Source organism: Bartonella sp. CL436QHHD (assembly GCF_042195105.1).
In the GTDB taxonomy this organism is placed as follows: Bacteria; Pseudomonadota; Alphaproteobacteria; order Rhizobiales; family Rhizobiaceae; genus Bartonella.
In genome coordinates, this window is sequence record NZ_JBHINR010000088.1 from 1 (window position 1) to 22580 (window position 22580).

Genomic DNA, 22580 nt, shown 5'->3' on the forward strand with positions numbered 1-22580 from the left:
ATAAGCGTTGCTCCCGAAACCGCTTGGCGACAATCACTATGCCCGTTACAGCCGCTAAAACCATGATGCCTGCTAATGCCCATTGCACCGGTCCATTGCCTGCTAACAAGCCACCAAAACCAGAACAAGACCCTATAATCGGGGCAAGTGCTTCTATTTTAAGAAGTCCGGTTGCCGTTTTCGTTTCTACCCTTTGATAATTTGAAGAAACATAAGACCCTTTTACCCATAATCCTGCTTCTGCTGCTCGACGGTTGGCTAAACCCGCAAGAGGCTTCCCACCCACCTTATTCCATTTCTGTAATTCAACAGGTACGGCTTCATAATCCCCTTGATTAAGCTTCTTCAATAATGTTGACTTGCGAAAAGCAGCTGTTCCTACATTATAGCAAAATGAGACCAATGCCGCGAATTGGCAATCCGTTAACGAAACCGTGACCGATTCCTCTACCGTCTTCTCAAATTGCTTTAAGTCTTCACAAAGGATTTCTTCTGCTTGCTCTTGGCTAATACACATGCCTTTTTTGACAAGGGGGTGACCCGCATTGCTGGTGTGACCATAACCAATCGTCCAGACACATGCCGTATCTCGATATGCCTGTAAACGTAAACCTTCCCATTGTTTGATAAGCTCTAATCCTTCTTTCGATATCTTTCTCATCTGACGCTCCATAAAAAAAGCCCCACAAAAGTGGGGCTGGATAAAATGATGTTCTAATCAATCTCGCACTAATTATAATAAAATGGGTCGCTACATCCACGGGCGCCTATTTTTTCATCTTCTACATAACGAGAATGCGCAAAATTCCGTACAAGATGATCATTGTTAGAGCCACCAGTCCAATCGCCTCCTCCCAACATAACATTTATGTCTACACGTAAACTGCTTCCTTGCTCCCCTGTATGCCATTTAGTCACTGGATAACAACCAGACAAATATTGCCAAACATAACCGCAACCATCCTCACAACCGATATGCGAAATCATCCGTCTATTGTTTGTATCAACGTGTCCTCCAGACGTCTTAAGAGAAGGCGCTTGATTGCCGACAATACTGGTTGCTTGATTACTTCCATACATGCTTGGCGAGAACTCATCACTCGTCAAAAATCTCTTATTAACAGACCAAAAATCAAAGGCATGATCTGCATAGCTACGATTGGTCGTAATCGGAACACCATATGCCGACTTTGCATTTACACCTGTCCCTGATTGAAGATAAATATCAACCCAAATATTATGCCACGGATTGTAAACCATTCCCTCTGGGTCACTACGTGGACGGTGATTTAAACACCAAACAGAATTAGGCAAAATATCCCCTGCTTGATAACCCGATAAGAGATGATCTTCAATCTCACCAACATCCGCACAAAGCGTATGAAATCCGCCAATCTTTTGAGAATTATCCTCTGTATAGCCATCAGGAGCCGTCGGATTTTGCGAAATTTCAAAGGATATCTCATTCGTCTGATCTTTTAGGACGATATATATATAATAATCCTTTCCTGCTTCAAAATCTTCGTCAAAAGTCATCCTTCCACGCCCTGGAGTGCGGTAAAAGATGGACCTATCCCCATTCTCACCGCCATGATAAAAGTGAAAGCACGCCCCTGCATTGATCACAAGACCTTTTCTATTGTGTGAATCGGCTTCCAGAATTCTGTCAGGTTGATTAAAACGCACATTCTCTAAAAAATTAGTAGAAAGAGAACCTACCTTACTTTGAAGTTCAGAAAGACTGTCACTGTTCCTCTGTGCCTTCTCTTGAACTTCTGTCAATGCACTCTTCGCTTCTTCCGCTAACACTTTTGCCTCAGAGGCGGCTGTATTCGCAGAATTTGTCGTTGCTGTCACCGTGTCTAATGAACTCTTGACCTCTCCAAGCCCTTGCTTCGTCGTATCAGCTTCTTCTTTTGCTTGCTCCGCAACACTCTTCGCTTCTTCTGCTGTCGACTTCGCAGTCTCGGCTACTTCCTTGGCTTCTTCTGATAAACTTTTTGCACTCAAAGCGGTTTGGCTTGCTTGATCACTCGTGGATTTTGCTTCATTGGCTATTGTTTCTAAGCCTTCTGCTTTAGATTTTGCATCGCTAGCCTCTCTTAGTGCTTGATCTACTTTCTCTGTTACACTCTCTGCTGCACTTTTCGCCGATTCCGCCAAACCCTTCGCTTCTGAAGCTGTTTGCGAGGCTTGTTCCACTCCTGTTTGCGCCGATTCGGCAACTATCTTAACAGTTGCAACAGATGCCTTGACTTCAGCACAAGCATTCTTGGATTGTTCTGAAAGAGCTTTTGCCTCTTCTGCCATTTGCTTGGCGGCATCTGATGCACTCTTGGATTCTTCTGCTAATCCCTTGGCTGTATCCGCTGTATCTTTTGCAAGATTAGCGGTTGTCGTAGCTGCTGTAACCGCTTCACCCGTTTTCGTCACCTCTGTAAGCGCTTGATCAGAAACCCTTTTCGATTCCTCTGCAACCTGTTGCGCACTATTTGCACGCGCCATGGATTTTTCAGACTCTTGCCTTGCATTAACAACCTGTTCTAATGGTGCAAAAGTTTCATACGAATACAAAGATGCCGTCCCTAAAATCTTAGGAACAACAACGCTATCTTGCGAAGTTCCTTCTCTGATTTCCTCTTGCGTTGCTATTGGTATCAGATACTCATGACTATGATCGGGTATTTTCATATGTTTTATTCCTCCATTAAACCTAAAATGAACACTCTTTCAAATCTTCAAACTCTTCTCTTAATGCCTCTAAGCGCTTCTCTAAATCTTTCACAGAACCATCAAGCTCCGTTTTCAAAGCTGCTTTCAGTAAATCAAAAACGCCATTAAGCGGCGCATGTACAAATACTTCCCCCGAATACAAAACGACCCGTACTTGAGACGGGTCGCTAATCTCTGATATCGCAAACGGTTTTAATGACATTTCAACTCCTCATGTCTTGATCCCATAAACTACACTCACATTAACGGGGCGCGTTTCAACCCCACCAACCCTCTCTGCCATAAGGTGATGTTCATGATGCGCTCTGTCATAGATGCCCTCTTTAATCGGCATCGAAAAACTTAAAAAGCTTTCAAAGGGGCTCCTGATAAACCAAGGTAAACGCGGCGGCTTATCTTTTTCTGTAAACCAAAAGGGAGTCTCTACCTGTGGACTTCCTGCTATTTGGTCAAATTCTTGATTACACCTTTCCAAGGCATCCCCACTCAAACCTACACACTCTTCGTCTATAGCTCTCTTTCGCCTTGTCACGGGCGCTTCAGAAGAAGAAATATCCCGTTTTTTTCGTGAAGAACGACCATCAGAAGAGGCGGGACCTATAAAATGTTCATGCCCTTTCAAAGAATAGCCTTGAAGACTTGCAAAAGAACGCCAAGGGTCTAAATTGCGTTCATTATCAAGTCCCCGTAAAAATAGCCCCCGAAAATCGGGAACATTAAACGTCGTAACGCCATCTCCTTCTCCCCACGTCGTCCCTATCGCACAAAATAAATCCCAATAGACAAGCCGCGGATAAGCCTTCCCATCACATGGCAACCAACCATCCGGCAAGCGCTCCATTGCAAACGGTCCTATCAGACCAGTGGGTAAGCGTTTTAAGGAAGAAACTTTGCCCCTTGTCGGGTTGAGAACTTGCCAACCGGTTATATCTTCATCATACACAAGCGTATAAAGACAGCCATCTTGTATCTCTCCTCCCGATAAGGCTAATAAACCGGTTTCTGTCGCCTTATAAACGGGCTTACCGGCTAAATTATTTAAAGCAATTGTTGTCGCCCCAACATTCTTGCCCTTCGCTTTAAAACAAACCGATATGCCATTCTTATACTCTAAAAATGCCGATTGGCTTAGAAGCCTTATCACGCTCGTCTTTTGGTTATTATCAACCGTCACAATCCCTTCAAGCACACCCCCCGTATCCGATAAATACTCACTTACCCGTTGCATCATAAAACGAGCGCTATTATTAACCGTGTTAGGGTGCTGTCCCTCTGACCAATTAATTAAAGCATCAGCACCACCATTCTCAGATGCCGTTAAAGACCAATCATAAATCGTGGACATCTGAACCTCACGTCTTGATTCCAAATACAACACTTATATTAATCGGGCGCGTCTCACTTATACCTGAACTTGCCAATGCAACATCACGCATATGAAGGTGGGAATGGGGAAAGGCGAGCTTATGGTGCACACGTATATCCTCTGCTCTCACGCCCAAACGTTCAGCAAGTTTCAACCTTTGCTGTTCATTCAACACATATCCCCAGATGATCGTCAAATCACCATACCAACTCTCTTCCTGATTTTCATCATTCAAAATCGTAAAGGATTGACCACTATGATCATGCTTTCTCATAGCGTCATTTTGTAAAGTGCCAAGATAACGAAAGCGGTCTATCTCGCGGTCATCATCAACACCTCGTAAAAAAACACCACGCAAATCTGGAACGTTAAACTTCGTCCAACTATCAGCGCCTCCCCATCTGATCCCTATCGCTTCATAAAGAGCAGGATAATCACTGCGCAAATAAGCCTTCCCATCACAGGGTAACCAGCCCTCTGGCAAAACTTGCATTCCAAAAATTCCTATCGTCCCTGTCGGATAAATGGGAATAACCGGTTCTTGTGATAAAGAGAGAGGCGTAGGATTTAAAACTTGCCAAGCATGATCCCTATAAACCAAGCTATAAATGCACCCCCTTTGAAGCTCGCCTCCAGATAATGCACGAATGCCTAATTCCGTCGCCTTATAAACAGGTTTAGCGGCTAAATCATTCAAGGCAATTGCGGTTTCCCCAACATTCTTACCCTTCGCTTTAAAACAAATTGATATCCCATTCTTATACTCTAAAAATTGCGATTGGCTTTGAAGTCTTATCAACGTCGTCTGCTGTTCAGCATCAACCGTAAAAGTGCTTTCAATCACACCACTCGTATCGGATAAATATTCACGCACACGCTGCATCATCACACGAGCACTATTATTCAGACTACTAGGACGTTGTCCTTTTGACCAATCTATTAAATCATCACAATAGGCATTCAAGGAGGCATTTAAAGACCAATCATAGATCGTCGACATCTTACACCTCATGTCTTAATCGCAAACAGAACACTCACATTAACTGGACGCGTCTCGCCTTCACCAGTGCTCTCCAAAACAACCTCTTGGTTCTCATCAAGAGTATAAGGACTTGCAACGTGACTCCTTAAATTCTCACGCTCTATACCCATAAAATTCGCGAGAGAACTCCCCCCAAACAAGCCTAGACGATAACCCAACACATCTGTCGTATTCCCATCCCAAAAATTTTCGTTGCTGGTAAAATGAGACATCGAAAGGCTCTGTCCTTGATGTTGGTGAGACTCGATTAAATCTGTTTGCACACTTGCAAAAGAACGCCCTTCATCAATATTGCGCCCTCCATCAAGCCCCCGTAAAAACATTCCTCGAAAATCGGGAACATTAAACGTCGTAACGCCATCCCCCTCTCCCCAAACCGTTCCTATCGTCTCAAATAAATCACGATAATCACGACGTAAATAAGCCTTCCCATCGCAAATTAACCAATCCTTTGGAATCCCACGCATTCCAAACGTTCCTATAAAACCCGTGGGATAAAGACTGCTTTCTTCTTCTAAAGGGATAGAGGTAGGATTAACAAGATGCCAATGATCTCCATTATAAAACAATGTATAAATGCACCCCTGTTGGATTTCCCCTCCCGATAATGCACTGATGCCTAATTCTGTTGCTTTATAAACCGGCTTGCCATCTAAAGCATTTAAGACAATCGTGGTCGCTCCAACATTCATGCCCGTCGCCATAAAGCGCAAAACGATACCATTCTTATACTCTAAAAACTGTGAAGTGCTTGCAAGTCTTATCACACTCGTTTGTTGGACATGATCATTTGTCACAATGCCTTCAAGCTCTCCACCCGTGTCTGACAAGTATTCCTTTACGCGCTGCATCATCACACGGGCGCTCGTATTCACACTGCTAGGATACTGTCCTTCGGACCAATCAATCAAATTATCAGAACGCGTATTATCCGCCGCTCTAAGCGACCAATCATAGATCGTTGACATCTCTCATAAATCCTAATTCCGGTAAAATGGTCCGTAAAACGCCCGCATGAATTGCGTCATCAAAGGATTATCATCTTCATCACTCTCTTCTTCTTCCGAAGCCTCTTCTTGTGATGCTAATAATGCCCTTAAAACCTCTAACAAGTTGTCTCTATTTCTAATGCCACCATGCGCTGTAGGACTTGCTCTATGAGGCTGCCCACCATACATCTGTAATACACGGTTGACAAAATCACTTGCACGCATAGCGTTATTTCCACCATTCAAGCCAACCGCATTGCTGCCAACAATTTGCGCCGCATTGGCATGGGGATTTTGCAAAAGCCGCGCGGCTCCTCCTGCACCTTGTTGATGGGCTAAATACAACTCCGCTTCACTAGGCGCTCTTCCCAAAAGGCGGCTTAAATGATTGCGATTATCAAGCGTCAACCGCCCCATGGCATCTGCCGCTTGCATGGGGTCAAAACGATCCTGCAAACCATATTGTTTGGCGGTGCTGTCTATAAATTGATACAACCCACCCGCCGAAGAACGGGGATTCCTTGCATTCGGATTGCCTCCACTTTCCACTTGCGCAACACGGTACAAATAGCTTTCTGGCAAACCATAACGCGCTGCTGCTTGCCGTATCGCTTGATTAACAGCAGGACTATAACGGGTCATAGCCTAATCTCCTCCCTTACTCAAATGCACTCAATAAATTCAACTCCTCCGTTGAGGCTTTTCCCCCACCTCCAAACAAAGCAGCAGAAAGCTTTTTGAACCATTCTTTTGTCGCATATCCCTTATGATGCGCGTTTACCATGCGTTGAATGAGAGCTACAATTTGATCATTCTTAATCTGTGTCCCCCCTGTTAACAATTTGACAACATCCTTTTCAATCCGTTGACGCTCTCTAAACGCCGCCTCTTTGAAAGGAATCCAAGCTGCCTTCCCAGCAGCTTTTGCTAATTGTACAGCTGCATCATGTTTACCCGTTGGCATACTGACATTATGCGTAAAAGAGATCTTTTCATTCGCTACACGATTGGGTATTCTGTTATAAAAATCTGCATAATTAGCTTCTCTATCGACAACCTTCTTAACAGCAGAAGCTTTATCTGCTCCATAAGTCTTCGCAAATCGTTCATATAGATCATTTGTACCAAAAATCTCCTTTGCCTTGGACACTTCATCTTTTGTTTGACCCATGCCTTGTAAAAGTTTTGCTCTTGATCCCTTTTTAAAGTATTCTTGTTGTCCCTCTGGTAATTCATCAAAAATTTTACTGAATTTATCCTTATTAACCGACTTTCTAAGGACTTTTTCTCCTTCGCCCATAGCATCTACATCTGAACTATATTGATGATATAATGCCCGTCCCTTCTTATATTCAGACGATATATCATCCATAAGCTCTAATAATTTTTTCTTGATACCAACTAAACTGCGAACTTGGCTATTATCTCCTTGTCTCTTTTCGGTCCTTATCATTAAATCGACAACCTCTTTAGTCTTATGAAGAGCCCCCATGTTTGGTTTCTCCTTAAGGAGACTAAATTTTTGAGAAGAAAACGGACTAACGTTGTTGCCATCCGTAATAAACCGCTTTAGTCCTTCATCATAAGCTTGTTTGAAGTATGGACGCTTCATTAAATCATTAAGAGCCCCATAATATTTTTCTCCTATCGGCGTTTTCTTGGCTATTTCGTAAAGAGTATGTGATTCTGCTTCTCTACTCGCGATAAGATCATCTTTTAAACCTGTGACATTTTGACGAGGAACAAAGTGTTCATCAGCAGCTTGATGAATACGCTCCCCTCCTCCCAGCGCTCTCTGCCCAGCTCTTTTAGTCAAATCAAGATAAGCTCCTTGATTTCTTTTCGCGATATCAAAAACAAGATCCTGTAAAAAAGGACTATGATCAGCTACGTAATCGGTAGGAACTGCATTCTTAAAAGAGTTTCCTAGCTCTTCAGAAGCCTCCTTACCTAAATGTTTACTGATTGCTCTTAACGTGTCTGTTGCAACACCTTCCTTATGAGAAGGAGAAAAAAGTCTTCGTATTCCGCTTACCGGATAACCAGCCAAATGACCTAAAGCACTTCCAACCAATGCCCCGCCCGCTCCTAAACCTGCACCAGATAACGTACTTGTAAGTGTATTACCAAGCCCTTCGCCTTCTCCTGCGCCATGTAATGCACCAGATGCCGCTCCTACTTTAAGCAAATGAGGTAATGTTGTTTTGTTCGTGATGCCTAAAAATGGACTTGCAAATCGACTTGGGGGTAACTGACCTGCTTTCAAAAAGGCTTGACCTAATTTTGACCCCGCCACATTCCTTGCAAGTGTAGGCGCTACAAAGCGTGCTCCTGAGGCTAACAATCCTCCTCCTAAAGTCGCAAGGGAAGGAATTGCCGACCCTAAAGCATTTCCAGCAAAAGAAGTCCAATAATGTTGATCACTCATCCTACGATAATAATCACGTATTCTATTAGCTTCTTTCTCATATTTTTCTATGGTTTTCTTATCTCCAGTCCAATAGTTGTAAAGCCCCTTCGCAAAAGCCTTTATTGCCAACTCATCATCAGAATCACGTCCTGCCGCTGTGATCCCCGCAATCTCATCATCTAAATTAAAACTCAAACCATGCTTTAAAGAATTCCAAAAGGCTTCACTTTCACTTATTTCGGGATGTTCTGCTTCTTCCTCATAAGAATGGTTGTTATAGTCTGATATGTGTCCAATAATAGGATATTGATCATCATTCCAAATCTGACTATTTGAAGAGCGTTTATTATAATCTGTTATATGTCCAATAATAGGATACTGATCATCATTCCAAACCTGACGTTTTCCAACGTTATCATTCTTATGATTAAGCATTTTAGTATCTCTTTATTCTAATATTACCATCTGCATCTTGAATTTTTGTTCCTATCTCAAATTTAGCGCTCTCTTTGGGACTGGATACCTTCACAAACTCCATAACGCCTTTTTTCTGAGTATTATATTTATCAGAGATTTCTTGAGGGGTTATCTTCCCCGTCATCCAATCATGCAAATCAGTTTTCTGAAGCTTATTTAAAGCATTAAATGTTATTTCAAGATTTTCTAAAGTTTTCAGTAGCCCTTTTGTATTACGCGCAGAATCTAAAGAACCAAAGGTTGCTACCATCGTCCGACTTTCGTAATCTGATATAGGACCAACACTAAGACTTCCTCTAGGATCCATCGATTTTAAGCTCTCAAATACCGCCTTTAAAGCACCACCCTTAATCGTATCAAATAATTTTTCTAATTCATTCGCAGGAGTTCCTCCAATTCCACGCGTAGCCCACGCCTTAAACCCGTTAATCTTATGTTTGCGAATGAGTGCAATCGAATCACGAATAGCATCTATCCCAGCGTTCATCTGATGTTTTGTGGCAATAATATTTTTTTGCTTTTTACCCTCCCACTCTTTCTGTGCTTGTAGCTTCTGATTATACTCAAGTTCTTGTGGAGACCCCTTTACCGGTCTCATTTCGCGTTCACCAGTCTCTGGATTGGTATACCATTGAAACCCCTGACTTAACTTAGGAGTATCACCACCTGTTAGCATCGCACTAAGCATTTGAGGATTCCTTGCCATGACAGCAGCTTCTTCTTCGCTGTAGCCTTTGGACTTTAGATACTCGACAGTCTGGTTAACCTGCCCTCTTTCCTTATCTCCTTCATTAAGATGCTTCACACCACTTGCAAGCGCATCCCATCCAGAACCATCTGTGGGTGCTGCCGCCATACCTGCAAAAAGATCTTTGAGCTTCTGATACGCATCTGATTGAAAAAACTTATAAGTATTGGACTGTAAAAATTTCTCTGCATCTGTTGGTTCAGAAGGCGGTGTTGGGGAAGCGGGTGCTAATGGTTGCGTTTGTTCATTAACATGAGGTTTTAGTTCTTGTGGAGTACTCTCTAGTGCATTTGGCATGGGTGGATGTTGATCAAATCCAAGAGGCATTTCCGCTCTAGGAGCCGTATAGGGCATAAATGGTCCATATGGATTCAGACTATTCTGTAAATAGGGGTTGGATGGGGCTTGTGCTTTCTCTGGTGTCATCATACTTTCAATGCCTGACATTCCAGTCATAAATAGAGAGGTTTTGGGGTACTTTGTTATGAAATTCCCCACGGGGTTCTTTGTTATTAATTGTCCCAATCTATTCGCCCCTGTAACCGCTTTAGGAGCAAGATACCTAAAAACATGAGGCGCAGCTCTCGCAGCCATCAAACCTGCAAAAGATAATGGAAATAATATTGGAAATGCCATCACACTCTCCTACAAAACTATTCTTTAATTATTCTCCAGAGCTTTCTTTTGATTCATGTAATTTAAAAAAAACTTGGATGCTCCTCCTGCCAACGCTGCTCCCATTGGACCACCTGCCATATAACCAAAAGCCATCGGTGCTGCTTGAAGTGCTAAAGAACCTATAGTTCCTACATTTTTCCACGGATTATTGCCCTCTATCTTAGAGATTGTATGATTATTCGTCGTCGTGCCGTAATTCCTTGCAAAGCCATGACCGGCGTTCATAAGCATATTCAACCTATTCCAGCCGCTATTGTCTTGTTCCAGCCAACGTTCACGATTGGCATCAACAATTCTCTGATTGTAATTATCAAGCACACCTCCCCCCTGTATGGCATTGGAATAGGCATTGCCATAACCCTGTAAGAAGTTATTTGATGCTCCCAACTGATTTTGATTGGCTTGGTCTATCATGGCATTGGCTTGCATCATGCGATCCGCATCACGATTAAATTGCTCTAACATAGCACGAGCGTATATAGAATCTCTTCCTTTCCGCACTTCCTCTCTGTGATCAGGAGTTGCATAACGACCAATCCCTGAGAAATATCTGTTAATTTGAGTGTCTGAGTCATCTAACGCTTCTTGAAGTGCTCGTTTGAAATACGAATTTTCTCCCATCATACCACCAGAAGCCATATGTCTAAGATTCATGGCTGCCGACGTTGGATTATAGATTGTATTCATCAAAGAGCGATTTTGATAATGATGAGGGATACTCCCAAGACCACCTATGGCTTGGGTGGTTTGAGCACTTAACGGCGCAACACGAGGTCCTCCATACACATTACCCCCAATCCCTGTGTCATACATGTTATACGCATCTGCACCACCACGCTTAAATACATTCTGCATCCAAGAGGGAGGAGCGCTTGTCTGCACCTGCTTTTGTTCTGTTGTTGTCGGTGTCTTGCTCCCCATGTTACAATTCCTTCCTGTAATAAAGCATATCTATGCTGTAACCTTGCTTGTCCAATGCACGTTTCCAACCCAAACGACCCAAGATCTCCATTTCAGAAGCCCCATTCTCACGCGCCCAATCCTCTACAACTTGCAAATTGTCAACCAAATCAAGAACACCCTTGCCACTACATTCACAAATCAGAGCGCGTTTCTTTCCTAAAACTGTCTGTTGTATCTGGGTCGTGACGACCGCTAAAAAGCGCTCTTCATCATCCAAAACAAGCCATAACTGTTTCTCGCCCATGCAAATCGCTTCAATGAGTTCTTGCAACGTAATTTCATGTTTGAAACGCTCTACATACTCTCTAAAAGATGCAATGATTTCTTCAAGATAAGGGGCTATACGCTCCATATCCCAAGACGTGGTCAAAAAGACTTTTGCCATTACCCTCTGCCTAAAGGACGTAAATCCACATTAAATCCCGTAATATGGTTCCAATGAATGCCTTCAGGAATGCGCAATTTAAAGCGGTGATAACGATTGCGCGAACGCCCATGATAAGCGCCCGTGACATACGAACACACCCTCTCCTTATGCCATGTGATTGGTGTCTGATTATTGCGAAGCCGACGCTCTCCAATGCTTAAAAGACCTTCCGTCGTATCAACTTCGGCAAACATCTTCGTAATAAAGTTAAAACTTCCATCCGGTGCCCCCATCTCTTGTGAAACAACCGTTGCCTCCATCGGGGCTCCTGTAAACATAACAAGCCGATTGTTTTCATCAAAAGCACCAAGCATTGGAGCGCCACTTTGCCAACGGGGGCTGTCTAAAGAAGCCGGCAATGCCTCAAGATTGATCGAAATCTCATCTAACTGTTCTAAAGTATAACCTGTTGTAAACACTGGAAAGAACGTGAAAAGCTCTCCCTGTAGTGTCGACCATTTCTGCAAGCCCCAATCATAAACAAAGGTCGTTTGCTCGTTATTGTAACTTTTTAAGGACCAGTAAACGCGATTATGGACAGGGTCTATCACCGCTTGCATCTCATCAAGAGCAAGCTTATCAAAGGTCGAAAACACCGTTCGGTCGACCTTTTCAAAGCCTATCGATAAAAGTTGACCATCCAAACTCATTTGATAAAAGCCGCCATCACCAGCAAAAAAGGCATCACTACCACGACAGGCTATAGATGCTGCACTTCTTGCTCCACGCTTGTCTTGTAGCTTTTGAAAAATGAACGGAACCTTAGACCCTAACGTAAAAGAACCGGCATAAACAGCAGAACGTAGAAAAACGATTGGATTGCTCGATTCTGTTGCACCCTGCACATGTTCACCATCATTAAAGTTATGATAATAACAATCTTTAACACCAACCGTCCAATGGGTCGCATCATTGAGACCTGACCAATGGATACGATTAGGATTATCTGTCAATTGCATCAAACAAACAAAATCGCCCCAAACTTTCACCAAACCTGCTTTGGGGGGATTGCCTCCTAAATCTTCAAATCGTTGGGAATTGCGAACCTTGAAAACTTGCGGTTTATCATTTTTATTCACCGCAATGACAGCATCACCGAACAACGCAAACGACCATTTGTTCTCATCATTTGCCTGATACGTCACACCATTTTGACTGATGTCCTGCCAACCACGCGTTTGGCTATCATAAGCATAAAGCTTTTTAGCTCCTCCTACGATTATCTTAACACCATTACCGCTTCTAAAGGCGATTGAACCCAAAGGTTTTTCTTCCAAAGGATTAGAAACAACCATTGCACTAGGCATGGGTATGTAACCGCCATCTGCTGGTAAAACATTCACAAGGCTATCCGTAAAACTGCCGTTGACAACCGCAACATCTGGTCTGTAATCGGCTACTGGAAAATAAACCATCTTAAAAATCCGTTGGTATTATTCTGGTCACGTTATGACGTTGAGACGTCTCTGCACGCAATTCATGCAACTGTTCGTTAAAGTCATTGTAAGCTGCCGTTGCACAATCGGGGTCTTTCAAGATATTCTTGTAAAGTTCGTATTTTGCACGCGCCTTAATCAAATCAAACGCGTGCACAAACCATGGGTGCTCCTCATCGACACTATCTATCTCTGATAAACGCAATGGAGAGAGAATTAGTTGAATCTGATAGGCTCTATCCGGCGTGGGATAAAGATGTAATTTCCTATCAAAATAACTGTAACAAACCGGCGTTCCTTGCTGCTCTGATGATAACAAAGGCTCTAAAGAAACATGGTCCTTACACTCCAATGCAAACTTATGATGTTGATCAGAGCTTAGATAAACGTTTTTTATTTTAACAGCTGTTTCAATAGGGCGGGTAGTGCTTGCATCATAAACACCTTGTCCCGCCCGTGTCTCAAACACCACATCACGGCTTTCGTTAAAGTAAAAAGTCTCTCGTTCACAAAAACGAATGGCTGCAAAAATGCTTTCTTGGATTTGTTGAACATACTCATCGGCTATGTCATCAATCTCATCTTGAATAACCGACACTAAGTGCGAAAGTGTTCTCTTATGACGATAAACATCTCGCTTTACAGGTATCGGTCCTCCGGTCTTAACCCGAATATAATGACGTGTCATCAAAATACCTCTCAGTGATTAGTCACGAATTCAACGACTATACTTGCTTGCCCAGCTTGTACTGTTTTGTCCGCTTTGGCATAGAGAGTAAGTTCTTCATCATAAGGGATAAACTCCTTCTGATTGGTAGGCTTAACCTCTTTTACTGCCTGTTGTTTGATTTCTGCTTCACCAAACTCATTGCCGCCAGCAGTGCTGCCTATTTTTACCTTCGTGTCCGAAAATGCTGTCTTGACATACACTTTAATCGAAGTGATCAAAGCACCACGAGGTAGCGTGCCTATTCTCATAGCGTTTTCTTTATCTTCATAGCTAAAATTAAGCCGCAAAAAGCTTACCTGCTGCGTATGAAGATTTCTCCCTTGCAAGGGCTGTGGTAAATAATCTGCCATGTCTTATCCCCTCAATGATTTGTCACGAATTGCACAACCACAATACATTCACCAGCCGCAGTTGTTTTATCCCGTGTTGCATAAAGGGTCATCTCCTTATCATCTGCAACAAAAGACTTTTGATCTGTTGGCGTAAAATCTTGCGTGCCTTGGGCTTTGATGTCTTTTTCACTGAACTCATTGCCGCCATAGGTGCTGCCTATCTTTAATTTTGCTTCAGAAAACGCGGTCTTGACAAAAGCCTTCATCGAAGTGATCAAAGCGCCACGAGGCAAAATTCCGATTTTTTCCGTAAGATGCTTATCTTTATGCGAGATATTCAAACGTAAGAAACTCACCTGTTGGGTGTGAAGATTTCTTCCCTGTAATGGAGGTGGTAATTGATCTGCCATGTCTTGTTTCCTCCCTATGATTAATTATCAGGTTCACCACTGTAGGTGGGGATAACAATCGTTCCAAAATCTTGCGCTGCTTGAGAGCTATTTGGAAATTTGAAACGGGTTTTCTTCATTCCAATCAGTGTTTTCGCAGACAAACCATAGTAACGTTGATAGTCGAAATGCTCTTCCACCAATTTATAGCGATTGACATTGCGATTATTTCCAAAAGCCATAACGATACTTTGTGCTCCAAGAAAAACAGCACGACGCACACTTTTTTTCGCTGTATGATCGGTAGATTTTACCCCATGGGTGACATGTTCAGATTCACGTAAAATCACACCATTATACATGCCTAAAGAACCATCAAAGATTGGGTTTTGCGCACGAGAGCCTGTGTAAGCAGCTTTCTGAATATCAAGCCACTGACCAGTCTCTGTATTGGTACGCAATTGCATCACTTGTGTTGGATGCAAATAGAGAACATAAACACTCTCCCCATTCACACGTACTGGTCGAATTTTGGGATTAGCAAGTTTCGCCATTTTTACAGCTTCGTCAATAAGCTTCAAACTAAAGCTGTGTTTTGGCGCTTCACTTAGCTCTTCATCCTTGGTTTTACCATCTGGACGGATAATTCGCTTACTACTTGGTGCCAGAGGTTCATTAAATCCATAATGCACATTCTCGATATCTATCATCCGATCTTCAAAAGAGATTGTCCTTGCTGTATATCCGCAAGCTTGAATGAAAAACATCAAGCTTAAGCGATCTGCATACCAATCAACTAAGCCATCTTTTGCTTCGTCACGCAAATCAAACGTTGTACGTTGTTGCGCTATACTACCTTCATTTTCTACACGAACTGCATGCGAAAGCTCGTCAATATATAGTCTGTCATGAAGGAATTGTAATGCCTCTTCATTCCCCTCAAGCGTCTGTCCTGAGGTAACACCCCGTCCCAAAAGCTGTGTACGTAAGCTAAATGTAACACAATCCCCTCTGCCCTTCTGTGTTTCAGTTTTAAGTTGAATAATGCTGTTTGAACCCCTGCCTATAAGAGGGGCAATAGGTATCGCCTTTGAAACTTCTGTATTTAATAATTTTGACCACGTGCTTATCGCATGAGGATCATCTGCTCTAACTGTTGTTAATGCCATTGATTTTACCTTTCTTTGCTGTAAAAAAAAACCGGCTTAAAAGCCGGACCATAACCCTGCATAAAACAGGCTAATTTCTATAAAAATGCACTCTTAATACCCGTTACCAGCACCATGCAATTGCCGAAAAATTGCTTTATTTTTCGGATTTGATATCCAAGCGTCAAATTCTTCTTCTGACATCCTATCAATGCTTGCTAAAGTGATTGGTCCAACACTGCCCCCTCCACCAGATGCCGTTAAGGTTCTCGCAGAATTCTGCCGGCTTTGAAGCGCAGCAACTTGATTATTCGCTTGTAATGCTTGGTTCTGATAGCCAAGATTTTGCGCTATTCTATAAATCTCTTCTGCCGGATTGAGATCTCTTTGTGCACAAGTCGCTACAAGAGCATGCAATTGATCTCTTATAATCGCATCTATTGTGTTTTGTTGTCCATACTCAGGATAAAGTGATGACCAAGAACTCAATTCCTTTGCGCGTGCCTCATAAAGAAAATTTGCCGCGGCATCAAAATCACTGGATTTATTTTGAAACGACTTAACAGAATTATTAAAAAATTCACCAAGACGTATATCATGCTGCTGCTGTTCCTCAGCTTGTCTTAGCGCTTCTTTCTGTTCCCTAATATACGCATCTTGCTTTTGAATCTTATCTAGCATCCACGCCACTAAACGAACAGGGTCCTCACGTAGGTCTGGGGGTGCATTTTCACCTTCAACCATTGGCGTCTGGGATTGGGGTTCATAAAGCTTGACAAGCGCTTCACGAGCTTGTTTAGCTTGTTGCTCCATACGCTGCTGTTCTAAATTAGGAACAATCTCTGAAGGCTTTTCAACGGACTGCACAACCGGCTCTGGAGAGGTGACATCATCATTATCAATCGTTTCACCATCATAAGTGCCGGCATCAAAAGAGCTCTCATCATCAAAGACCGGTGCTCCAACTCTGTAATCTTCATTCATAGCTTCATTCATTTCTGCATTCATTCTTTCACCTTTCTCAACTATGCATACCTCTGTGTAATGCTATTCGCTCTCGCATAATCTGATTGTGTGCCTGATCATTGAGAAGCTTCTGCCGTTCAATCTCATAGCGTTGCTTCATCAGTTCTGCGTCTGTTTTTGCTCTCTCTTGATGCACAAAAAGATCAATCTGCTTTTGTTGCAAATCCATCTGATGCATCTGTGCTTTCGTCTCTAAGTCTTGTTGCTTTTCCTGCAACTTCATTTCCTGCTCGGGGTCCATCTGCTGTTGTTGTGCCATTTGTTGCTGTTGGAACTTCTCACTGACGCGATTAAGCAATGACGCAGGCAATGGAGAATAACGAAGTAGATCAAGCATAATATCCGGCGTAATCGCATTTTGAAGCAATGGGAGCAGCTGTGTGATGATACCGAAGGTGCGCTCTTTCTCATTCGGGCTGGTTGGCGCATCATCAACAACAATGTCATACTCGACACTCGTTACTTCTTCACGCGTCAATGGAATATATTGCGCATTCTCCTCACCAGATATCCGTACCAAACGACCATCGGACAAGTAATTCTGTATCAAGTGCAAAATAATCTTACCTTGCCGCTTGCGGTACAAACGTAAACCATCAAACAGACAAGCAAGCAGATTTAAACTGGATTGGCGTCGTTGTGCCTCCAAAATACCCGCTTGTGTCACTTCTCTTGTGCCAATGAATTCGGGCGATAAACCCGTCACCTGATTAATTGCTTCCTTAGCTTCATTAAACAGTTGGAAAAAGCCTTGTGGAAACTGTGCTACAGGCTTTGGTTGTATTTTACCACCTGCCAATGCGTTAGGTTTAACCCATGTAATACTGTCTGATCGGCTTAAACTTTTTGCTGCTTCTCTCTCATCCTTAAATGCACCACTCTCTGCCATTATCCCGCCTTTGGATTGGCTATTAAGGATATACATAACTTGACTAAAGTACTTATTCGCCCACCGTTGTGGGTCTTTTGTAGGACGCACAACCCCATAAAATTGCCGTTCTATCTTGTCAAAATACCCCGTTATACACTCCCAACCCAATTGACCCGCTGGAACCAAAGGTTGATCGGGGGATTCAAGCAATTTTCTCCCTAAAAAAGCACGTCTTACAACCTTTTTATTGAAAGCTGCCCCTTGGATATCGGGCATCATGCACTGGAGCTGCTTAAATTCTTCCTCGCTATAATCACGAAGTTCTCCAGTGCTTAAATCGGGCGCTTTGTAATACCTCTCGCTTTCAAACCAACGGCATTCAACAAGCGTGACCATCCGACGACCGTTTTCAACATCAATGCCCTTCTCATCATTATAAGCTTCAAGATCATTATGATGAATGCCCTCATAAGCAACCCCATCACGCGCCCAATCCGCACTCAGCTCCGTCCAATGAGATTTTGGAAACATCTGCTTAGCTACTTCCAAGGGCTTGCGATCTACATACCACATGCGTTGTGCATCGGTTAAATTCGGTTGCACTGCCGCGCTATCCCAAACCATCTTTAACGGGTCTAAACGCGTAATGACCGGTTCACCATCAAAGCTATTTTCATAATCAAGGCGGGTATCAGTCCACCCCATGCCGCAGATAACGGCATCTTGGAAAGCATCACTATCAGCGTATTCTGCATGCGCCATGTCCCGAAACCATTCTGCCGCACCAGTAAGCAATTCACTAGGCAATGCCTTCCCTACTTGACGGGGAATAAACTGCACTTCTCGCTTATTGTTGCGTTCTGACCCCACAACAGCATTCACAAGCGGAGCAATACGATTAAAAGTCATAACGGGGCGGCGTTGCTCTTTTAACGCCGCTAAATCAGCCTCATTCCACTGATCACCATTGTAAAAACGAAAATCTTCCCGCGCATGTTCACGCCATTTATTCACATGCTCCACATCTTCTTTGTACCAACTCACAAGCTTGCGAAACAAACCATCATGAGACAGAGCTGATACGGTGCTGTCTTTCTCTAAATGCTCTTCATCATACATCATTCTGCCATCCATGACGTGCTTTCATAAGTTTCTCTACCGCTATAAGCTGGTCGCTTTTGTATCGTCGGAGGTTCTTCATAAGCCACGCACATCAATCCAAAGGCATCTGCCCCGTGGCTCGACCAATCATGCTCTGCTCCCAAACCAATATTGCGCTTCTCATCCCATTTCTCATGATACCAATTCAGTGCTTTACGCCCTGCTACGGTCGTCTCTTCATTGAACCAAACTGAAGGTAAAATACGCCGCACCGCCTCTATACGCATCTTAACCGCCCCTGCTCCCTGATTGGGAACAACCTGTGTTTCAAAGCCCGCATCATTTAAAGCGCTCTCAAAACTCACATTGTGCACACGGTCTCTGGTCGCACCGTCATGAGGCAAAACCATCAATGCCTTCTCATAACCATTTTGACGCAACCAACCGATATGCTCTGATAACGGTTGTCCCTGTGCTTCGTAATAATCAAGCACTCTGATCTCTCTACCAACAAATTGCGCTATCCATATCGCCGTGGCATCTGCCTTAGCACCCGTGCCCCCAATATCCCAAAAGGCGCGTATCTGCATTAAAGGGTCACGAGCAACGCGCCCTATCCGCCCCTCCTGCTCGGCTGCCAACATTTCCTTTTGATAATAAGCGCCTTGAACCGCTGTAAGATAAGCCCCTTCCCAGATATGCTTATAGGTCTCTGGACGGTTTCTCAGATCATCAAGTCGTGCTTCATTCAAGATCTTGGGAAACTTCGGATTGTCTGACCAGTTAATCTCAACACGTTTGATTGCCTCATTGTCTGAAAAGCGAAACCGCTTCTCAACGGGGGCATTCTCTCGCAACGGGTTCCATGTCACCCATAATTCTGCATTCCAATCTTTTCCTTCTTCTCGCAAAGTCGGTATAAGCGTCTGCCAAGCCGTCTCTGTAACGGGCTCTGCCTCATCAACCCAACAAAGCAAAATCCGCCCCATAGACTTGATACTGGCTATATTGCGGTCCAGACCAGAAAACTGAAAGGCTATACGACCATCTATCGACTTAATCGACGACTCCCCAACCTTGTAATAGTCCTTTAAAAAGTCGTGCGCTTCAATGACGCGTTTAATCTCCTCCAATGAACTTTCTGCCAAAGAATTCTGAAACTGACGTGCACAAAGTATAGTGCCCGATATCCCTTGCATACCAAATTGATAGCCTTTTAAAGCAGCCATCAAGGCAAATGATCTTGTCTTTCCAGACCCTCGTCCACCCCAAGCAGCACGCACCAAAGCCTTATCTGTAAAAATCGGTATAAGCTTTGGAACAATATTAATCTGTCGTGTCGTCATTGACCAAAGGCGCGATTTCTACACGCGTTATCACCTTAATGGCTCCCCCATCTTCACCTGTTACCTGTAAAGGCAACACCTTACCAAGCAACGCTAAATAAGCAGCGGGGCATTCCATAGCCTGCTTTTCCAAATAAGAGATCAAACCATCCTTGCCAATTTTATTCCCAGCATTCTCAGCAGCCTTAACCACTGCTTCTTTTAAAATGCGCGTCATCTTATTCGGAACGCCTTTGACACGCCCTTGACCTGCCTTTGGGGGTATACGCTTTTTAATGGGTTGTGGAGCCTGCTGTGTATTTTCTGATGTCATAAAATACGCCCTCCAGATAATAAAAAACCCCGCATTTGCGGGGACTCCAAACTGCACTATCCCTCGTTTAGATACAATACGACCACGTACAGTGCTGTCATTAAATACGATTTGCTACACTTTGTCAACATAAAAATAACACATATTGATACATTTGAAAAGAATCGGTTAAACAGCACTTATGAATAATTAAGGGTTCAAAATGATGAAATCATTATCCATAACACGCATCATAACATTTATAGCTTTCTTTTCTATATCAGCGCTACCTGCATCAGCGTCATTTGGATTTATAGACAAATTGACGCGTATGTTTACAAGTGTAGATACTATAGAGAAGTATAATCAACTTTACAATAAATACGTAAGTGAATCATATATTGGCTCTATGCATTCTGAAAAGGTACGCAAAGCAGAAGAACTTTCACTCAGAAATGGCGGAGAATATTCATTTTTTAACAAGGAAGATATATTGTATCGTCACATATCAGTTGTTGGTTGTGCATCCCTTATGAGTTTATTGCGGGGTGATTATAATAAGGAGATGTCGCAAATGGATCTACCCAATGTAATAAAGCGTTTACGCGATGAATATGATTGGAGTGAAAGCGATTTTATGTGGGCATACGACGTGGTCAATGATAACGAGGATCCAATGATTTATTATGCAAAAAAATTTATGACGGCTATAGATAAGCGTTACGATTTCAGAAAAGAACAAGTAGATAACATAGTATCTCACGTGAAAACAAATGATCATAAATGGTTAAAGGAACTCAGTGAACATTGCGGAAACTTACGAACGATATACTATATAATGCAACCGTAATAGAGCTTGTCATTTACGATCAAAATGTTTCTGAAGCACATTAAGAGCAACGCGCAGTGAATTCACAAGGTGGGGTAGCATTTGATCTTCTATAACGAGGCACTGTAGCGCTGCATAAAGGTTATATTGTCTATAGAGGCATTGGGCTTCTTTTAGTGCCTCTTGCGTGTTTATAAACTGCTCTGTTGCAAATTCTACCCATTTATCTCTTGCCTTATCATCAGATGATGATGGCATTTCGTCATAAATTGCATTAGGCAAGCCTTTTGCACAAAGGTAATTATTCCTTATCTGTAAATACTGTTGCGCGGCGTCATATTGCTCTTGTGTAAGCACGCCTTGTAAACAAAGCCGCCCTATATAAGACCCAGAAAGTGGATTTTTTGCCTCTTGTAGCGTTAAACCGAAGCGTTTTGCACGCATTTCTATTGCCAATTTATCAACGGCTTCACGCAGTGCTTTTGCACGTGATATACGTCCGTTTGGTTCTCTTACCTGCCCTGCTATTTTAGGGCGTCCCCTTTTTTTATTTTTTTTCATAACACCGCCTTTTATTTAAAAAGGAACACTGTCATTCATAACGGTATGGGGCGTATCAAGAGGTCTGTAAATGCTTCTGTCATAAGCAGATGACTGATCTTGATTATCATCATTTTTGCCATCTAAAAGCTTTAACTCGCCTTTGTACTGAGGCAATATGACTTCTGTTACATAGCGATCAATACCGTTTTTATCTTGCCATTTACGGGTTTGTAGTCGCCCCTCGATATAAACTTTGCTTCCTTTATTCAGATACTGGAGAGCTATTTTTGCAAGATGTGGATTAAACACCACAATGGAATGCCATTCGGTTTTGTCTATTCTTTTATTGGTTGCCTTGTCTGTATAGCTCTCAGACGTTGCCATTCGAAAATTGACCACCTCGATGCCAGATGACATTGTTTTGCTTTCTGGATTGGCACCTAAATGACCAATTAAAATCACTTTATTAAGCATGTTTGTAAGTCCCATTAAATGATGTAAAGATCATAACATGTTTTATGTGTTTTTACAATGTTTTCAGTTAGCTAATAACAATTATTTAATGTTTTACATTATATGCTAAATCACTAAAGCGTGTAAAATCGGATTGAAATGCAAGGGGAACGATTCCTGTCGGACCATGGCGTTGTTTTGCTATAATAACCTCGGCTTTACCCTTGGCTTGCTCCATTGCATCTTGCCAT

The 22580-nt window shown here is 42.8% G+C and carries 24 protein-coding genes; 1 reads left to right on the top strand and 23 read right to left on the bottom strand.

Features of this window, described 5'->3' with window-relative positions:
• The 20 genes from ACFIKN_RS09425 to ACFIKN_RS09520 all read right to left on the bottom strand — a co-directional run.
• The coding region (locus ACFIKN_RS09425; RefSeq protein ID WP_375658319.1) for a lysozyme at positions 1 to 661 on the bottom strand (661 nt) is incomplete at its 3' end.
• A 68-nt stretch (positions 662 to 729) separates the two neighbouring features.
• Positions 730 to 2691, bottom strand: a complete 1962-nt coding sequence (locus ACFIKN_RS09430; RefSeq protein ID WP_375658320.1) for an alanine-zipper protein — start codon at positions 2689 to 2691, stop codon at positions 730 to 732.
• Between the two features lie 22 nt (positions 2692 to 2713).
• The gene (locus tag ACFIKN_RS09435) at positions 2714 to 2935 is read right to left on the bottom strand and encodes a hypothetical protein (protein ID WP_375637969.1); all 222 of its coding nucleotides are present in this window, start codon (positions 2933 to 2935) and stop codon (positions 2714 to 2716) included.
• 9 nt (positions 2936 to 2944) lie between these two features.
• A complete protein-coding gene (locus ACFIKN_RS09440) occupies positions 2945 to 4078 on the bottom strand; it encodes a phage tail protein (RefSeq protein ID WP_375658321.1) in 1134 nt (377 codons plus the stop codon).
• A 7-nt stretch (positions 4079 to 4085) separates the two neighbouring features.
• Positions 4086 to 5099, bottom strand: a complete 1014-nt coding sequence (locus ACFIKN_RS09445; protein ID WP_375658322.1) for a phage tail protein — start codon at positions 5097 to 5099, stop codon at positions 4086 to 4088.
• 8 nt (positions 5100 to 5107) lie between these two features.
• Positions 5108 to 6109: a phage tail protein gene (locus tag ACFIKN_RS09450; RefSeq protein WP_375658323.1), complete on the bottom strand. Its 1002-nt coding sequence runs from the start codon at positions 6107 to 6109 to the stop codon at positions 5108 to 5110.
• Positions 6110 to 6121: 12 nt separating this feature from the next.
• Positions 6122 to 6772 carry a transglycosylase SLT domain-containing protein gene (locus ACFIKN_RS09455; RefSeq protein WP_375658324.1) on the bottom strand — a complete coding sequence of 217 codons (651 nt, stop codon included), beginning with the start codon at positions 6770 to 6772 and terminating at the stop codon, positions 6122 to 6124.
• Between the two features lie 16 nt (positions 6773 to 6788).
• Complete coding sequence (locus ACFIKN_RS09460) at positions 6789 to 8975, bottom strand: hypothetical protein (RefSeq protein ID WP_375631663.1); 2187 nt, start codon at positions 8973 to 8975, stop codon at positions 6789 to 6791.
• Position 8976: 1 nt separating this feature from the next.
• Complete coding sequence (locus tag ACFIKN_RS09465; protein ID WP_375631665.1) at positions 8977 to 10401, bottom strand: hypothetical protein; 1425 nt, start codon at positions 10399 to 10401, stop codon at positions 8977 to 8979.
• Positions 10402 to 10425: 24 nt separating this feature from the next.
• The gene (locus ACFIKN_RS09470; RefSeq protein WP_375658325.1) at positions 10426 to 11364 is read right to left on the bottom strand and encodes a hypothetical protein; all 939 of its coding nucleotides are present in this window, start codon (positions 11362 to 11364) and stop codon (positions 10426 to 10428) included.
• A gap of 1 nt (position 11365) precedes the next feature.
• Positions 11366 to 11791, bottom strand: a complete 426-nt coding sequence (locus ACFIKN_RS09475; protein ID WP_375631669.1) for a hypothetical protein — start codon at positions 11789 to 11791, stop codon at positions 11366 to 11368.
• A complete protein-coding gene (locus ACFIKN_RS09480) occupies positions 11791 to 13248 on the bottom strand; it encodes a hypothetical protein (protein WP_375658326.1) in 1458 nt (485 codons plus the stop codon). Before ACFIKN_RS09480 ends, ACFIKN_RS09475 begins: the two co-directional genes overlap by 1 nt.
• Position 13249: 1 nt before the next feature.
• Positions 13250 to 13957 carry a hypothetical protein gene (locus ACFIKN_RS09485; protein ID WP_375658327.1) on the bottom strand — a complete coding sequence of 236 codons (708 nt, stop codon included), beginning with the start codon at positions 13955 to 13957 and terminating at the stop codon, positions 13250 to 13252.
• A gap of 11 nt (positions 13958 to 13968) precedes the next feature.
• On the bottom strand, positions 13969 to 14349 hold the full coding sequence (locus ACFIKN_RS09490) for a hypothetical protein (protein WP_375658328.1): 381 nt from the start codon (positions 14347 to 14349) through the stop codon (positions 13969 to 13971).
• A gap of 11 nt (positions 14350 to 14360) precedes the next feature.
• Positions 14361 to 14741, bottom strand: coding sequence for a hypothetical protein (locus ACFIKN_RS09495; RefSeq protein WP_375637953.1), 381 nt, complete (start codon positions 14739 to 14741; stop codon positions 14361 to 14363).
• Positions 14742 to 14761: 20 nt separating this feature from the next.
• Positions 14762 to 15889, bottom strand: a complete 1128-nt coding sequence (locus ACFIKN_RS09500; RefSeq protein WP_015856180.1) for a N4-gp56 family major capsid protein — start codon at positions 15887 to 15889, stop codon at positions 14762 to 14764.
• Between the two features lie 93 nt (positions 15890 to 15982).
• Positions 15983 to 16876: a hypothetical protein gene (locus ACFIKN_RS09505; protein WP_375658329.1), complete on the bottom strand. Its 894-nt coding sequence runs from the start codon at positions 16874 to 16876 to the stop codon at positions 15983 to 15985.
• Between the two features lie 13 nt (positions 16877 to 16889).
• Complete coding sequence (locus ACFIKN_RS09510) at positions 16890 to 18899, bottom strand: portal protein (RefSeq protein ID WP_375658330.1); 2010 nt, start codon at positions 18897 to 18899, stop codon at positions 16890 to 16892.
• Positions 18884 to 20212, bottom strand: coding sequence for a PBSX family phage terminase large subunit (locus ACFIKN_RS09515; RefSeq protein WP_375658331.1), 1329 nt, complete (start codon positions 20210 to 20212; stop codon positions 18884 to 18886). The genes ACFIKN_RS09510 and ACFIKN_RS09515 overlap by 16 nt, the downstream gene beginning before the upstream one ends.
• A complete protein-coding gene (locus tag ACFIKN_RS09520; RefSeq protein WP_375655581.1) occupies positions 20193 to 20525 on the bottom strand; it encodes a hypothetical protein in 333 nt (110 codons plus the stop codon). The genes ACFIKN_RS09515 and ACFIKN_RS09520 overlap by 20 nt, the downstream gene beginning before the upstream one ends.
• Before the next feature lie 202 nt (positions 20526 to 20727).
• On the opposite strand from ACFIKN_RS09520, the gene ACFIKN_RS09525 reads away from it, so the two are divergent.
• Positions 20728 to 21354 carry a hypothetical protein gene (locus ACFIKN_RS09525; protein ID WP_375658332.1) on the top strand — a complete coding sequence of 209 codons (627 nt, stop codon included), beginning with the start codon at positions 20728 to 20730 and terminating at the stop codon, positions 21352 to 21354.
• A 9-nt stretch (positions 21355 to 21363) separates the two neighbouring features.
• Here the strand turns inward: ACFIKN_RS09525 and ACFIKN_RS09530 are convergent, their stop codons facing one another.
• The 3 genes from ACFIKN_RS09530 to ACFIKN_RS09540 form a co-directional block, all read right to left on the bottom strand.
• Positions 21364 to 21894 carry a hypothetical protein gene (locus ACFIKN_RS09530; protein ID WP_375658333.1) on the bottom strand — a complete coding sequence of 177 codons (531 nt, stop codon included), beginning with the start codon at positions 21892 to 21894 and terminating at the stop codon, positions 21364 to 21366.
• Between the two features lie 15 nt (positions 21895 to 21909).
• On the bottom strand, positions 21910 to 22350 hold the full coding sequence (ssb, locus tag ACFIKN_RS09535; RefSeq protein ID WP_375658334.1) for a single-stranded DNA-binding protein: 441 nt from the start codon (positions 22348 to 22350) through the stop codon (positions 21910 to 21912).
• 85 nt (positions 22351 to 22435) lie between these two features.
• Positions 22436 to 22580 (bottom strand): DnaB-like helicase C-terminal domain-containing protein (locus tag ACFIKN_RS09540; RefSeq protein ID WP_375658335.1); only part of this gene is annotated, 145 nt, incomplete at its 5' end.